Genomic DNA, 15,164 nt, shown 5'->3' with positions numbered 1-15,164 from the left:
CCTGGGCCAGAAGCGGACGTTCATCGTCAGTTCGCAGGTAAAATTTGGGAGGGGAAGTGGAAAAGGTAGCTTTTGCGTTAGATGTCGACGATGGATGGCCGCCTGTAGCGACCGAACATGTTTGGTGTGAAAAAACAGGCTCGATTTACGAACTTAGAAACGCTCCTTTTTTTATCAAGGGCCTCGCGCTCGGCGATAAATTCTCTGCCGAGCCAGACGCAGTTAACGGGTGCGTTTTCGAGTTCACTACCTTAGAACCATCAGGACATTCGCTAGTCTGGATTGCTGAGCAAGAAGGGCTTAAGCTTGAGCCGTACAAAGATGAGCTAGTAGATCTGGGCCTCAGTATCGAGGTTTTCTCTCAGTTCAAACACTATGCAGTTGATGTTCCTGCATCGGTCGATGCTCATGAAGTCAACACAATGATGGACATGCTCCAAGAGCTTGGTTTTGCGATGGCCTTTCCTGTTTGGCGGTACTGATCAAATGTAGGCATCTTTGGTCCGCTTTGGGTCGATAGCGGACCTAAGTAGGCTCTATCCAAGCACTCAAGTAGCTTCCGTGCTCGTGGACGGACTGATGCCATGTCCCGGGCACTTCTCCCGAAGACCTGGGGTCGCTTGTAGCCACGCATCTTCTGGTCCATTACCGATCCCCGAAAGGTGGCACAGCGCGTCGATGCTCGCGCGGCCATGACCGGAACCCAGGGTGTTCTCAAGACTGGAATACCCTGGGAACACCTGCCGCGTAAGCTCGGCCGCGGCAGCGGCATGACATGCTGGCGTCGCCTTCGCGAATGGATGGGAACCGACGTTTGGCAGCACATTCACGAAGCGATTCCGCCAAGGCGCCGGGAGCACCACCAGATCATGTGGGATCGAACTTGCTCCTACCGGAACAGCGAATCCCAGCCCGCCCTGGGCGACATGTCGGCCAGGTTCCACTCCGCCGGGTCGAAGGCGCGCCGTGTCGCCGCATAGTTCGGGTAGCCGCTCGATTGCGCTTCCGAATCGATGATCAGGCCGCGTCCTTCGGCGGCGTCCGAGATGATCTTGAAGTCGATCGGATCGCGCTTCCACGGCCGCATGCCCGCGCTCATGTAGATCGCGTTTTCCAGGCGCGCGCTCGGCATCGGCTTCAGGTTGGGCGGCAGGTAGGGCGTCCTGGCTTCGACGATGCGTGCGCCGGAGGCGGTATAGCTGCCGGTCTGCGGCAAGGGCTTGCCGTGGGCATCGATCGCCAGGTTGTCGCGCAGGTACAGGTTGACGTCGCCGGCGCCGCCCAGGCTGAACAGGGGCACGCCCGGCAGCGTGTCGACGCCGCCGCGCGCCACGTTGCCGACCAGGGTCACGACGCCTGGCTGCGGCGCGTTGTTGCCCCATTCGTGGGCGATCAGGTTGTAGTGGATCGCGCGGGCGCCGAAGTCGTGGATCAGGTTGTTGACCACCGCCACGTGCGCGCCGCCCTTGACCAGCGGATTGCGCTCGTGGTTGGCGTTGTAGAGGTTGCCGTAGATGAGCACCCGGTTGGCATTGTCGTGGACCAGCGTGCCTTTCGAATGCTCGCCCTTGTTATGGGTCGAATCGCGCAATCCTTCGGCGACGATGTTGTGGCTGAAGGTGATGCGGCGCGAGGTCGCCTGGCGCCATTCCTCGACGTTCGCGCCATCGAAGCGCGGACCGGAGGCCGACAGGTTTTCGTCGGTGGCCCAGCTGAAGCTGCAATGGTCGACGATGACGTTGTCGGCCGCACCGGTGGAGAGGCCATCGGCGTTCCAGCCGCTCTTTTTCGCGCGGCCGAATTCCCCCGGGCGCACCGCGATGTGCTGGACGATCACGTCGTGGGTGGCGACGCCGAATTCGCCGCGGATGAAGGTGATGCCGGGATCGGGCGCGGTCTGGCCGGCGATCGTCAGGTGCGGTTCGCGGATGCGGATGCTCGCGCCCTGCAGGTCGATCACGCCGCCCACTTCGAACACCACGATGCGCGGCCCGGTTTCATTGACCGCGGCGGCAAACGAGCCTTCGCCGGACGCGTTCAGGTTGGTTACCCGGATGATCTTGCCGCCGGCGCCGCCGGTCGTGTCGGCCCAGCCTTTGGCATCGATGCCGGCGCGCGACAGCGGGCTTGGCTCAGTGAAAGGCGTTGATGGCGCGGCGGCCTGGGCGTGCAGGCAGCAGCAGGCCAGCGCCAGCACGCTGAGGCGCAGTGAGTTTCGCATTGTGGTCTCCAGTTTTGTTGTGCAGAAATTATGACACAACAAAGTCCGTTTGGCTGGACCAACGATGCGAGATTGGCTGGACCTGTCAGGTTCCTGGCTGGACGTAGGGCACCTTCGCGAACAGCCGTCGTTCGGCGCCGCGCGGGTCGTCTTCCATGCGCGCCGGTACGTCGAAGACCATGGTCTGGCGGCGCGCGAGATCGTACGGCTCCCAGCGCGGCAGCTGCCTGGCGCTGGGCACGCCGCTCCTGGCAAAGGTGATGAAGGCCTCGCTCATCATGTCGGCCATGACTTGCGCCTGGGGGCCGATTGCGGTTGCGCCGGGCTTGGCGACGTTGTCGAACACCAGCTGGATGTCGGACGCGTGCGGGGCGCCGAACTTGCCGCCATCCTTTGGCGTGGCCCAGTCCAGCTGGTAGACAAAGGCGGGCGTGCCGGCCTTGGCGCGCTCTTCGGCTTCGATGATCGCGCCGCGCCAGGAGCGCGAGGCGGTGGTGATCTTGAACAGCAGGTCGCTCGCCGACAGTGCCGGATACAGTTTGCGGTAGGCGGCGATCACCGTCTCGGGTTCGATATCGACGCGCATGTTGGACGCCAGCCTGGCCGGCAGCGCCTCCCACGTCAGCGCGAAGTTGGCGGGATCGCCTCCGAGGAAGGCGCGGGTTTCGTCGTGCGTGTTCCCGATCATCATCGGGATGTGGGCGGACTGGGCCGGCGCATCGGGGTAGAACGGGTGGCGCGGCAGGTTGCGCTCGTCCAGCACCGGCGCGAACGAAACACCGCCGAAGGGCAGCACCGGGTCGCGCGTGCCGAGCACCTCGACAATGCGTTGGTACGGCATGGTGCGGATCTCGCCAAGCCGCTGCGGCGCCAGCTTCAGGGCGTCGAGCAGCGCCTGGGCGCGCAGCGTGGCATTCAGCGGGCCACTCGCCGTCACCTGCTGGCCGCTCATGGTGGCGGCGCGATGGAACAGGCCGGCGGCGGCCGGCATGGCCATCAGGGTGGCGATCTTGGCGCCGCCGCCGGACTGGCCGAACACGGTCACGTTGTCCGGATCGCCGCCGAATTCGGCGATATTGTCGCGCACCCATTGCAGCGCCAGGATCAGGTCGAGCTGGCCGGCGTTACCCGAATCGAGGTAGGGGTTGCCTGACACTGCGCCACCAATGCGCGCGAGATACAGGTAGCCAAAGGCGTTGAGGCGATGGTTCACCGTCACCACAACCACGTCGCCGCGCCGGCACAGGCGCACGCCGTCGTACAGCGGACTCGAACCCGAGCCATTGTTGTAGGCGCCGCCGTGGATGTAGAACATCACCGGGCGCCGGGCGCCGTCGCGCAGGGCAGGGGTGTACACGTTCAGGAACAGGCAATCTTCGCCGGTCGCGTCTTCGCGGCTCGGCTGCGGGCTGGACGGACCGTGTTCGAGCGCGTCGCGCACCCCGCTCCAGGCTTGCGGCGCCAGCGGCGCCATGAAACGGCGCGGACCGGTATCGGCGCCGTAGCGCACGCCCTTGAAGACGTTGATGCCGTTGTCGCGATAGCCGCGAACCTGGCCGTGACGGGTGCTCGCCACTGGGGATGATCCAGTGGCGGCGTAGGCGTGGGCGCCCAGCATGCTCGATGCGACGAGGAGGGAGTGGCGCAGGAAGGCGCGGCGGATCGGTTCGGTCATGGCGGGTTCGTTTGACGATGTGGGCGTTGTCTATAGACTGGCAGGCGCGCGCCAAGTTGATACATAGTAACCCGTTCAGCGATGAAGCTGTCGACTACCTGAAAGTGAATAAATGAAAGCGATCATTCCTGCCGGCATAGTGTATCCTTCTGCAGCATTTAATATCGCATGAAGAAAAAGCTGCGTCGGCGTGGGGCGCGCTTCCGATTCTTCTGCGAGTCCTTTTACTCAACCCAATGTTCAATTTACGTCGTTAACCATGACCGAAATATATATTCAACTAAAACAATTCGGAAACGAGATTGGATGGCTGTCGAACCTCTTTGGGCTGGGAGTGTTTGCCGTGATTGCGGTCGGATTTCGATTTTTGAAGAAGATGCAGGATAAACGTGGCCTGAAAAAACGGCTGGATGCCTCGAAATCAATTGTGACAAACAATGGAGAGTTCCGCATCGGTAGAATCATTGACGACTTTGTAGTCGTGGAAGGGAATGGGGTCGAGACGTTTGCCAAAATAGCAACGAAGGAAATTCCTGCCAGTGTCACTTTGCCGCCGGAGGCGATTGCGGAGAAAGAGCGCATTACGCTTGAACTCAGGGATCAGGAAAATGCGCACTTCAGGCTCTATAATGGCGACATTTACGCCTTCACGAATTTCAGGATATCTCGTACGGAGGAGGATGAAAATGCATGCATCGACCTGGAATTCAACCATTCCAAGTATTACGAGTTCCTCGCGGTTGACAGGCTGGCCAAGGATCCGGTATTTCGCTCGAAATACCTTGCCGAATCAATCCGGAAAAAAAAGCCGAAATATTGTCTCGGATTTGGCATTGCTCTGACTATCGTTACTGCAGACAACAAGGTAGTCATACCGCGCAGGTCGGAGAATGTATCGGTATGGAAAAATAAATTCACCATATCCGCCAATGAGGCACTCAGCCGCGTGCTCGACAAGAATGAGAAGGGGCAGCCGGACGTATATTTTGCCGCGCAGAGAGCAGCAAAGGAAGAGCTGGGTGTCGATATTCCAGTTGACGCAATCTGTTTTTATGCATTGGGATTCGAAACGATTTCGCTGCAGTGGGCACTGCTCGGCACGGTCAAGACAGACTTGATCGCCCAGGATATCGAAGACTCGTTCCGGACGACGGCGAAAGACAAGTTCGAGCATTCGGAATTACGATTTATTGACTTTACGCCGGAAGCAGTCATTGGGTTCATTAACGAAAATACAGAAGAGATGATCCCCGGTTGCAAGGCTCAACTTCTCCTGAGTCTGTTCAACCATGGAGCAGACATCAAGCACGTCGTCGACGTCGCGCGTCGATGATAGAACGACGGTATAAGTTCACTGCTGTGGTGCAGCCGGGCGCCGGGCTGCCAGCAGAACGCGCTGGCAGGCACGTTATAATCTAGTCATCATTCCCTTCCGCACTGCCGCTGCCAGGAAAGCGAGCCTTCCGACCCCATGCACTACGCCCTCGCGCCCCGCACCTTCCTCTTCAGCCACTACTTCTCCACCGGCCTGCGCATCGCCACCGGCATCGTCGGCCTGACCTTCATCACTTACGCGCTGGCCGACCTGCCGACCGCGATCGCCGTCGCCATGGGCGCGCTGTGCACCAGCCTGATGGACATGCCCAGCCCCTTGCGCCACAAGTTCAACGAGATGCTGGCCGGTGTGCTGCTGTGCTCGCTCGTGGCGCTGCTGGTCAGCCTCAGTTCCCAGGTGGAGTGGCTGCTGTTTACCGTCATCGTGCTGGTCTCGTTCCTGTCCAGCATGATGGTGGTGTATGGCCGCAAGGCGATGCCGCTGCAGTTCGCGGCGCTGTTCGTGATGATGCTCTCGAGCGAGGCGCCGTCGACGCCGCTGCAGGCGCTGCGCCACGGTGCGCTGTTTTTTGCCGGCGGCGCCGGCTACATGGCGTATGCGATGGTCGTCGTATGGCTACTGCAGCGGCGCTTGAAGCAGCAGGTGCTGGCCGAAGCGCTGTACGAACTGGCGGTCTACACCAGCATCAAGGCCGGCTGCTACGATGTGGCCAACAGCCTGCCCGCGCAAATGGAAAAGCTGGTGCGCGAGCAGAGCGTGCTGGCCGAACGCCAGCAGGCGTCGCGCGACCTGGTCTTGCGCGGCAAGCCGACACCAAGCGAAGCGATCCTGGTGCGGGTGCATTACGCGATGATCGACCTGTACGAACTGGTGCTGTCGACGCATACCGATTACGTGCTGCTGCGCCAGCATTTCGCGGACGGTCCGATCCTGCCGCTGCTGGGCGATTTGATCGGCAAGGCCGCACGCGACATCGAGGCGGTGGCATATGCGATGACGCGCGACCAGCCGTCGCGCCCGGCGGTCGAGTACCAGCACGAGTTGCAGGCACTGGAAGCGCTGCTGCGCCGGCTGCCGGGAGGGGAGGGTGAAGACTTCGATGCCCAAGCGCTGCTGCGCGCTACCGCCAACAAGATCGGCGAAGTGATCGCGATGATCGGGCGCCTGCACGCCGCCAGCCACGCATCTCGGGCGGACCGTGCGGACGCCGGCACGCTGCCGATGGTGCCGCATGCGGACATGACGCCCTTCCTCACCCAGCAGCGCTACGGTTTCGACATGCTGGTGGCGAACCTGCGCTGGAGTTCGCCGGTGTTCCGCTTCGCGCTGCGGGTGGCGATGGCGATCTCGGTCGGTCTGGTGTCGGCGCAGTGGCTGCCCTATACTTCGCACGGCTACTGGACCGCGCTGACCATCGCCGTGATCCTGAAACCCAACTTCAGCATGACGCGCCAGCGCCGCGCCGACCGCCTGGTGGGCACCCTGATCGGCTGCATGATCACCGCCGTGATTCTGCATTTCGTGCAGTCGCCGGCGGCGCTGATCGGCTTCCTGTTCGTCGCCACCGCGGCGGCGCCCACCTTCCTCTCGATCAAATACCGCTACACGGCGATCGCCGCCAGCGTGCAGGCGCTGCTGCTGATCGGCCTGACGGTGCCGCACGGCGCCAGCGTCATCGGCGAGCGCCTGTTCGACACGCTGCTCGGCACCCTGATCGCCACCGTCTTCAGCCGCGTGCTGCCGAACTGGGAATACCAGAATCTGCCGCGGCTGGTCGATGCGGTGCTCGACGCCAACCGCAAGTACATCGACGCCGCCGCCGACCTGCTCCTGAAGCGCACCGCCGACGACGGTGCGTACCGCATCAGCCGCAAGCGCTTCATGGACAGCCTGGCCACGCTCAGCGCGGCGCTCGGGCGCATGCTCGACGAACCGGCGCGCAAACGGCGCGCACCCGACGAGCTCAATCGCTTCACCGTGCAGAATTACCTGCTGGTGGCGCACATGGCGGCGCTGCGGCTGCTGCTGCAGCGTTATCAGGAAAACCTGCCGGTGCGTGAGGTGGAGGCGGCGCTGGAGGGCATGTTTGCCGAAGTGAGGGCGAGCCTGGGCGCGCCGTCCGAGAGCGGTCCCGCGTTGCAGGAAGGGCAGACAACGTGGATTGCGCAATGGCCGGGCTGGGCGCCCTTGCAGCGGAGGCTGCGCTTGCTGCGGCAGGATGCGGCGCGGGTCGCCGAGGGCAGGGAGGCGATCGGAGCGGTGCTCGACCAGAAATGACCTGGGCCAGAGGCACGATGCGCAGACCCGTAAGGTGGGCGGCTCCACCTTCTCCGTTCACGGCCCAGAGACGTTTGCGCCGCCCACGCGTTCAACCAGCAGGTGATTCGTCGCGAAGTTTCAACATGTAGTTGAACGCGTGGGCGGCGCTCAGGTGGCGTACGGGCGTACGCCCGGGTGGAGCCGCCCACCTTACGAGGTGGTTAAAAAAATCGCCACGGCGGCGCGCCTTGCCCTGACGATTTTTTCACAACCTCTACGGGTTGAGGCAAATGATATTTGCCTCGCTTACAACCCCAGCGGCTGCGCCCGCCAGATGTCGCGCGCATACTCGCCGATCGTCCGGTCCGACGAAAACACGCCCATGCCGGCCACGTTCAGGATCGCCTTGCGCGTCCATTCGTCCGGCTGGCGGTACAGCTGGTCGACCTCGTCCTGGGTCGCGATGTAGCTGGCGTAATCGGCCAGCAGCAGGTAGTGGTCGCCCCATTCCAGCAGCACGTCGACGATCGCCTGGTAACGTCCCTTGTCGTCCGGCGAGAAGGCGCCGTCGCGCAGCATGTCGAGCACTTGCCGGAGCTCGGCGTTCTCCTCGTAGATCGCCCGTGGCTGGTAGCCACGCGCCCGCAACGCCGCCACTTCTTCGGTCGTATTGCCGAAGATGAAAATGTTCTGCGCGCCGACACTTTCGCGCATTTCGACGTTGGCGCCGTCGAGCGTGCCGATCGTCAGGGCGCCGTTCAGGGCCAGTTTCATGTTGCCCGTGCCCGAGGCTTCGGTGCCGGCCGTCGAAATCTGCTCGGACAGGTCGGCCGCCGGGATGATGAGCTCGGCCAGGCTGACGCTGTAGTTCGGCAGGAACACGACTTTCAGCTTGTCGCCCACGCGCGGGTCGGCATTGATCGTGGCGGCGACGTCATTGATCAGGTGAATGATCTGCTTGGCCATGTGGTACGCGGACGCAGCCTTGCCGGCGAAGATCACTGTGCGCGGCACCCAGTTGGCGTCCGGGTTGGCAACGATGCGGTTGTAGCGGGTGATCACGTGCAGCACGTTGAGCAACTGGCGCTTGTATTCGTGGATGCGCTTGACGTGGACGTCGAACAGGGAATGCGGATCGACCGTCATGCCCAGATTGCTTTCGATCCAGGCGGCCAGGCGTTCCTTGTTGGCCAGCTTGGCGGCGCGGAACTGGCGGGCAAAGTCGGCGTCGCCGGCCAACGGCGCCAGCTGTTCCAGCTGGTCGAGGTCGCCGCGCCAGTCGCGGCCGATGCGTTCGTCGATCAGGGTCGAGAGGGCCGGGTTGGCCTGCGACAGCCAGCGCCGCGGCGTGATGCCGTTGGTCTTGTTGGTGAAGCGGTCCGGGAACAGTCTGGCGAAATCGGCGAAGATCGATTGCCGCATCAGGTCCGAGTGCAGCTGTGAGACGCCGTTGACCTTGTGGCTGGCGACGACAGCCAGGTAAGCCATGCGCACGCGCCGGCCGCCGTCTTCGTCGATCAGCGACACGCGCCGCATCAGGTCGAAATCGGGGCCGAAGCGGGTGTTGACGTCGGCGATCAGCAGTTCGTTGATGGCGAAAATGATCTGCAGGTGGCGCGGCAGCACCTGCCCCAACATGTCGACCGGCCAGGTCTCGAGCGCTTCCTGCATCAGCGTGTGGTTGGTGTAGCTGAACACCTGTTGCGTGAGCGTCCAGGCCTGGGCGAACGGCAGGTCGCGCTCGTCGATCAGGATGCGCATCAGTTCGGGAATGGCCAGCACCGGATGCGTATCGTTGAGGTGGATGGCCACGTGCTGCGGCAGCTGGTCGACCTCGCTGTGGGTGGCGAAGAAGCGGCCCACCAGATCCTGCAGGCTGGCGGCGCAGAAGAAGTATTCCTGGCGCAGGCGCAGCTCGCGCCCGCCGGGCGTCGAATCGTCCGGATACAGCACGCGGGTCACGTTTTCCGCCAGGTTTTTTTCCGCCGCCGCGCCCTGGTAGTCGCCGCCGTTGAACGCGGCCAGGTCGAGTTCGTTGGCGGCCTTGGCCGACCACAGCCGCAACGTGTTGGTCGCCCCCGTCGCATGGCCGGGTACGATGATGTCGTAGGCCATGGCCAGCACGTCCTGGGTGCCGCTCCAGACCATCCGTTCGCCAATTTTCTCGACCCGGCCGCCGAAGCGCACCCGGTACTGCACGTCCGGGCGCGGGAATTCCCAGGGGTTGCCGTCGGCCAGCCAGTAATCGGGCGCTTCGACCTGGCGGCCATCGACGATCTGTTGTTTGAACATGCCGTAGTCGTAGCGGATGCCGTAGCCGAAGCCGGAAATGCCGAGCGTCGCCATCGAATCGAGGAAGCAGGCGGCCAGGCGGCCCAGGCCGCCGTTGCCGAGGGCGGCGTCCGGTTCCAGGTCGGGCAGCGCGGCGGCGTCGACGCCGAGTTCGGCCAGCGCATGGCGCACATCTTCCTGGATGCCAAGTGCCAGCATCGCATTCGTGAACGCGCGGCCGATCAGGAATTCGATCGACAGGTAATACACGTGTTTCACGTTCGGCTGTTGCTGCGCCTGGCCGGTTTGCAAGGCGCGGTCGACCAGCCGGTCACGCACGGCGAATGCCGTCGCGTGCAGCCAGTCTTTCGGTTGCGCCGTTGCCGGGTCCTTGCCGACGGTGTACATCAGTTTTTCGGTGATGGAACGCTTGAGGGTGGCGACATTCGCCTGGTTCAGATCGGTAAGCTTCATTGCATGTTCGCGTTCAAAAGTAATGTGTGGTGCATGCCGAACATGTCGTCCTGCCGGGCGAATATTCAAGTGGCAATCTGCGCATAGAGCGCCAGATAGGCGTCGGCAGCGGCATCCCAGCCGAATCGTTGCTGCATGCCGCGTTCTTGTACCAGTTTCCAGTCGTCCTTGCGTTTATACAGCGCAAAGGCGCGGCGTACCGCGGCATCGATGCCGGCGGCATCGAAGCTGTCGAAGACGAAGCCGGTCGCCAGGCCCTCGTCGAGGTTTTCGAGCGAGCAGTCGACGACCGTGTCGGCCAGCCCGCCGACCCGGCGCACCAGGGGCAAAGTCCCGTATTTTAGCCCGTAAAGCTGGGTCAGCCCACAGGGTTCGAAGCGCGAGGGCACCAGGATCACGTCGCTGGCGGCGATCAGGCGGTGCGACAGCTGCTCGTCGTAGCCGATTTTTACCGCCACCGATTGCGGCTGCGCCGCGGCGGCAGCCCGGAAGCCGGCTTCCAGCGCCGCGTCGCCCGAGCCGAGCAGCACCATCTGGCCGCCGCGCGCCACGATGCCGGGCAAGGCGGCCAGCACCAGGTGCAATCCCTTCTGGTCGGTCAGGCGGCTGACGACGCAGAACAGCAGCGCATCGTCGCGCACGGCCAGCCCGGCTTCGCGCTGCAGCGCCGCCTTGCCGGCGTGTTTGCCGGCCAGCGCGCCGGCGTCGTACGGCTGGGGAATCAAGGGATCGATGGCCGGATTCCAGACCGCGTCGTCGACGCCGTTCAGGATGCCGACCAGGTCGCCCGCGCGCGTGCGCAGCAGGCCATCGAAGCCGCAACCCTGTTCGCTTCCCTGGATTTCGCGCGCATAGGTCGGGCTCACTGTGGTGAGCTTGTCGGCGTAGTACAGGCCGGCCTTCAGGTACGAGAGATTGCCGTGGAATTCGACGCCGTCGATATCGAAAAAGTGACCGGGCAAGCCCAGTTGGCCGAACGCGTGCGCCGGAAAATTGCCCTGGTAGGCGAGATTGTGGACGGTTTGCACGCTGCCGGCCAGGCGCTGGCCCGACGCCTGCTTGGCCGCCTTCAGGTAAGCCGGCGCCAGGCCGGCGTGCCAGTCGTGCGCATGCACCACCTGCGGTCGCCAGGCCGGATCGAGTCCTTCGGCCATGCGCGCGGCGATCCAGCCCAAGAGGGCGAAGCGGCGGTCGTTGTCGGCATACTCGCGGTTGTCGGCATCCGCATACGGATTGCCGGGACGGTCGTAGAGGTCGGGCGCGGCGATCACGTAGACGGCGATGGCGCTGCCGGGCAGCACGCCGCGGTAGAGCTTGACCATGGCGGCGCCGAACACGGACCCCAGTTCGGCCACCAGTTCCTGCACCAGGATCCCGCCGCGCAGGGCGGGGAAACCCGGCACCAGCACACGCGCATCGCAGCCGCGCTTCGCTTGCGCCACCGGCAGGGCGCCGGCCACGTCGGCCAGGCCGCCCGTTTTCAGCAACGGATAAATTTCGCTACAAACGTGAAGTACATGCATCGTCATTCCTGTTCCGCGTTTGTTCAAAGTTCGGTTGAAAGCCTGGCCAGCATGTCGGCCGTGACCAGCACCACGCCGCCCGCGCTGCGGAAGAAGCGCTGTGCATCGAGTTCGGCATCTTCGCCGATGACGGTGCCGGGCGGGACCGTGCAGCCGCGGTCGATCACGACCTTGGTCAGGCGGCAGCCCATGCCGATCTCGGTATTCGGCAGGATCACGGCCTGGTCGATGTGGCAGAACGAGTGTACCCGCACGTTCGAAAACAGCACCGACAGCGCCACGTGCGAACCCGAGACGATGCAGCCGCCGGAGACCAGCACGTTCACCGCCATGCCGTGATTACCGGCGCGGTCGTGCACGAATTTGGCCGGCGGCAGCTGCTGCTGGTGGGTCCAGATCGGCCAGTCGGCATCGTAGATGTTCAGTTCGGGCGAGATCGAGGCGAGGTCGAGGTTGGCCGACCAGAAGGCGTCGACCGTGCCGACGTCGCGCCAGTAGCCGCCGCTGCCGTTGGGCGACGGGATGCACGACATGCTGAACGGATGCGCCACCGCGCGCCCCTCGTTCACCACGCGCGGGATGATGTCCTTGCCGAAGTCGTGGCTCGATGCGTCGTTGGCGATGTCGTCGTCGAGCAGCTGGAACAGATAGTCGGTATTGAAGATGTAAATGCCCATGCTCGCCAGCGTGACGTCCGGCCGGCCCGGCATCGTCGGCGGATCGGCCGGCTTTTCGACAAAGGCGGTGATCTTGCGTTCGGTGTCGATCGCCATCACGCCAAAGGCCGAGGCTTCCACCTTCGGCACTTCGATGCAGCCGACGGTGCAGCCGGCGCCGGTGGCCACGTGGTCGCGCAACATCAGCGAATAATCCATCTTGTAGATATGGTCGCCCGCCAGCACCACGACAAAGGAAGGGTTGTAGGAGCGCAGGATGTCGATGTTCTGGTAGACCGCGTCGGCGGTACCGCGGTACCAGTGCTCTTCGTTGACGCGCTGCTGGGCCGGCAGCAGGTCGACGAATTCGTTGTTGTCGCCGCGCAGGAAGCTCCAGCCGCGCTGCAGGTGGCGCAGCAGCGAGTGCGATTTGTACTGGGTGACGACACCGATGCGGCGAAAGCCCGAGTTGATGCAGTTCGACAGCACGAAATCGATGATGCGGAATTTGCCGCCGAAGTAGACCGCCGGCTTGGCGCGCCGGTTGGTCAGCTGCTCGAGGCGGGAACCGCGGCCACCGGCCAGCACCAGCACGATGGCGCGTTCCGGCAGGCGGTGGGTAAGGATGGCTTTGTCGGTGTCCGATTGCATCATGTCGTCTCCAGGGGTTTTCGAATGTTCGATGAATTCTTTTCAAGCGTCAGCAGCAGCACCGCGTGCGCCGGCGCCATGGTGCTGCCGTCCGTTTCGCGGGCAGGCATCGGGTCGCCGGCGCTGCTGAACAGCGGGCGCCATGCGCCGGCGGGCAGGACGAAGTCGACCGGCTCCGGCTCGGGATTGAACAGCAGCAGGCAGGGCGCGTGGGCCGGGTCCGCGCCCAGGCGGATGGCGATGGCGCCCGACCGGTTCCAGGCCGCTTCGTCCAGCCCGGCGCCGTCCGGCGCGCGCCACAGGATGTCCGCCGTGCCGTCGGGGCGCGCCGCGCCGTCGTACCAGCCCGCGTGGCGCAAGGCCGGATAGCGCCGCCGTAATGCGATCAGTTCGCGCGTGAACGCGAACAGCGCATGGTCGGCCGTGCCCCAGTCGAGCCAGCACACGGCATTGTCCTGGCAATAGGCGTTGTTGTTGCCGCCCTGGGAGTGGCCGATGTCGTCGCCCGCCAGCAGCATCGGCGTGCCCTGCGAGAAGAACAGCGTCGCCAGCAGGGCGCGTTGCAGGCGCGCGCGCAGCGCCAGCACCTCGGGGTTGCCGGTGACGCCTTCGACGCCGCAATTCCAGCTCAGGTTGGCGTGATGGCCGTCGCGGTTGTCTTCGCCGTTGGCTTCGTTGTGCTTGTGGTCGTAGCTGACCAGGTCGCGCAAGGTAAAACCGTCGTGGGCGCTGATGAAGTTGACGCTGGCCGCCGGCAGGCGCCCGTCCTTCCGGAAGCGGTCGCTGGAGCCGGCGAAGCGCTGCGCAAAGGCGCCGCGCGGGCCACCTTTTAACCAGAACGCGCGCATCGTGTCGCGGTATTGATCGTTCCACTCGAACCAGCCCGGCGGGAAGTTGCCGAGCTGGTAGCCGCCGGGACCGATGTCCCACGGCTCGGCGATCAGTTTCACGCGCGCCAGCACCGGGTCCTGGCGCAGCGCGGCCAGAAAGGCGGCGCCGGCGGAAAACCCCTGCGCGCTGCGCGCCAGTGCCGGCGCCAGGTCGAAGCGGAAGCCATCGACGTGCATCTCCTGCACCCAGTAGCGCAGCGAATCCATCACCAGCTGCAGCACGCGCGGCTCGGCCAGGTTCAGGCAATTACCGCAGCCGGTCCAGTTTTCGTACAGGGCCGGATCGTCGGGCCGCAGGTGGTAATACAGTGCATTGTCGATACCGCGAAAACTCAGCGTCGGGCCCCATTCGTCGGTTTCGGCGGTATGGTTGTAGACCACGTCGAGCACGACCTCCAACCCGCGGCCGTGCAAGGCCTTGACCATGTCGCGGAATTCACTGATCGGCGTGGTGCCGGGCCGGCCCGACCAGTAACGCGTCTCGGGCGCGAAGAAACCGATGCTCGAATAGCCCCAGTAATTCGACAGCCCGATCTGCTGCAGGCGCATCTCGTCGGCGCGGAAGTGGACCGGCATCAGGCTCACCGTGGTGATGCCGAGCTGGTCGAGGTAATCGAGCACGGCCGGATGCGCCATGGCGGCATAGCTGCCGCGCAGGGGCGGCGGCACGTCCGGATGCAGCTTCGTAAAACCTTTTACGTGCAGTTCGTAGAGCACGGTCTCGCCGGCGGCCACGCGCGGCGGCGCATCGTCGCCCCAGTCATACGGCTCATGCACCACCTGGCCCTTGAGCGCAATGGCGGCATTGTCGACCGGGTTCGGACCGTCTGCGCCTGGCGTCTGGTCCAGGAAACCGTCCTGGGCGCGGTATTCGCCGACCACCATGCGCGCGTACGGGTCGAGCAGCACCTTGTCGGGATTGAAGCGTTGCCCGCGCCCGGGCGCGTAGGGACCGTCGACCCGGTAACCGTACACCTGCCCCGGCGCCGCGCCGTCGAGATAGCCGTGCCAGACGCCGTCCGTGCAGGCGGGCATGGATAGGCGCGCCAGTTCCAGCACGCCCGCGGCATCGAACAGGCACAGGTGCACCGCCTGCGCATGCGGCGCGACCAGGGCGAAGTTCACGCCGCGCCCATCCCAACCTGCGCCGAGCGGGTAGGGCGCACCGGCGCGCAGTTGCACGACTGGTTCGATCATGACCGTCATCG

9 protein-coding genes and 1 pseudogene are annotated in these 15,164 nt (G+C 64.2%); 4 read left to right on the top strand and 6 right to left on the bottom strand.

Annotated features, from left to right (window positions below; translation table 11 throughout):
* Positions 1-56: 56 nt before the first annotated feature.
* The gene (locus tag AC56LG_RS24275; RefSeq protein ID WP_497168603.1) at positions 57-482 is read left to right on the top strand and encodes a DUF4265 domain-containing protein; all 426 of its coding nucleotides are present in this window, start codon (positions 57-59) and stop codon (positions 480-482) included.
* 170 nt (positions 483-652) lie between these two features.
* A pseudogene (locus AC56LG_RS24270) lies at positions 653-801 on the top strand (transposase); the annotation flags it as partial.
* Between the two features lie 88 nt (positions 802-889).
* Here the strand turns inward: AC56LG_RS24270 and AC56LG_RS24265 are convergent.
* A complete protein-coding gene (locus AC56LG_RS24265) occupies positions 890-2,221 on the bottom strand; it encodes a pectate lyase family protein (RefSeq protein WP_497168602.1) in 1,332 nt (443 codons plus the stop codon).
* 85 nt (positions 2,222-2,306) lie between these two features.
* Positions 2,307-3,896 carry a carboxylesterase/lipase family protein gene (locus AC56LG_RS24260; protein ID WP_497168601.1) on the bottom strand — a complete coding sequence of 530 codons (1,590 nt, stop codon included), beginning with the start codon at positions 3,894-3,896 and terminating at the stop codon, positions 2,307-2,309.
* A gap of 259 nt (positions 3,897-4,155) precedes the next feature.
* Between AC56LG_RS24260 and AC56LG_RS24255 the strand changes: the two genes are divergently transcribed.
* Positions 4,156-5,229: a hypothetical protein gene (locus AC56LG_RS24255; protein ID WP_497168600.1), complete on the top strand. Its 1,074-nt coding sequence runs from the start codon at positions 4,156-4,158 to the stop codon at positions 5,227-5,229.
* Between the two features lie 138 nt (positions 5,230-5,367).
* Positions 5,368-7,509: an FUSC family protein gene (locus tag AC56LG_RS24250; RefSeq protein ID WP_497168599.1), complete on the top strand. Its 2,142-nt coding sequence runs from the start codon at positions 5,368-5,370 to the stop codon at positions 7,507-7,509.
* Positions 7,510-7,797: 288 nt separating this feature from the next.
* Here the strand turns inward: AC56LG_RS24250 and AC56LG_RS24245 are convergent, their stop codons facing one another.
* The 4 genes from AC56LG_RS24245 to glgX form a co-directional block, all read right to left on the bottom strand.
* Positions 7,798-10,236 carry a glycogen/starch/alpha-glucan phosphorylase gene (locus AC56LG_RS24245; RefSeq protein WP_497168598.1) on the bottom strand — a complete coding sequence of 813 codons (2,439 nt, stop codon included), beginning with the start codon at positions 10,234-10,236 and terminating at the stop codon, positions 7,798-7,800.
* Between the two features lie 65 nt (positions 10,237-10,301).
* Positions 10,302-11,765 carry a glycogen synthase GlgA gene (gene glgA / locus AC56LG_RS24240; RefSeq protein WP_497168597.1) on the bottom strand — a complete coding sequence of 488 codons (1,464 nt, stop codon included), beginning with the start codon at positions 11,763-11,765 and terminating at the stop codon, positions 10,302-10,304.
* 17 nt (positions 11,766-11,782) lie between these two features.
* Positions 11,783-13,066, bottom strand: a complete 1,284-nt coding sequence (gene glgC, locus AC56LG_RS24235; protein WP_497168612.1) for a glucose-1-phosphate adenylyltransferase — start codon at positions 13,064-13,066, stop codon at positions 11,783-11,785.
* Positions 13,066-15,153, bottom strand: coding sequence for a glycogen debranching protein GlgX (gene glgX / locus AC56LG_RS24230; protein WP_497168596.1), 2,088 nt, complete (start codon positions 15,151-15,153; stop codon positions 13,066-13,068). Before glgX ends, glgC begins: the two co-directional genes overlap by 1 nt.
* Positions 15,154-15,164: the final 11 nt, after the last annotated feature.

It is taken from the genome of Telluria sp. ZB2R32, from assembly GCF_059685715.1.
Note: the sequence above shows the minus strand (reverse complement) of the source record. Positions and strands in the feature narration are given on the sequence as shown.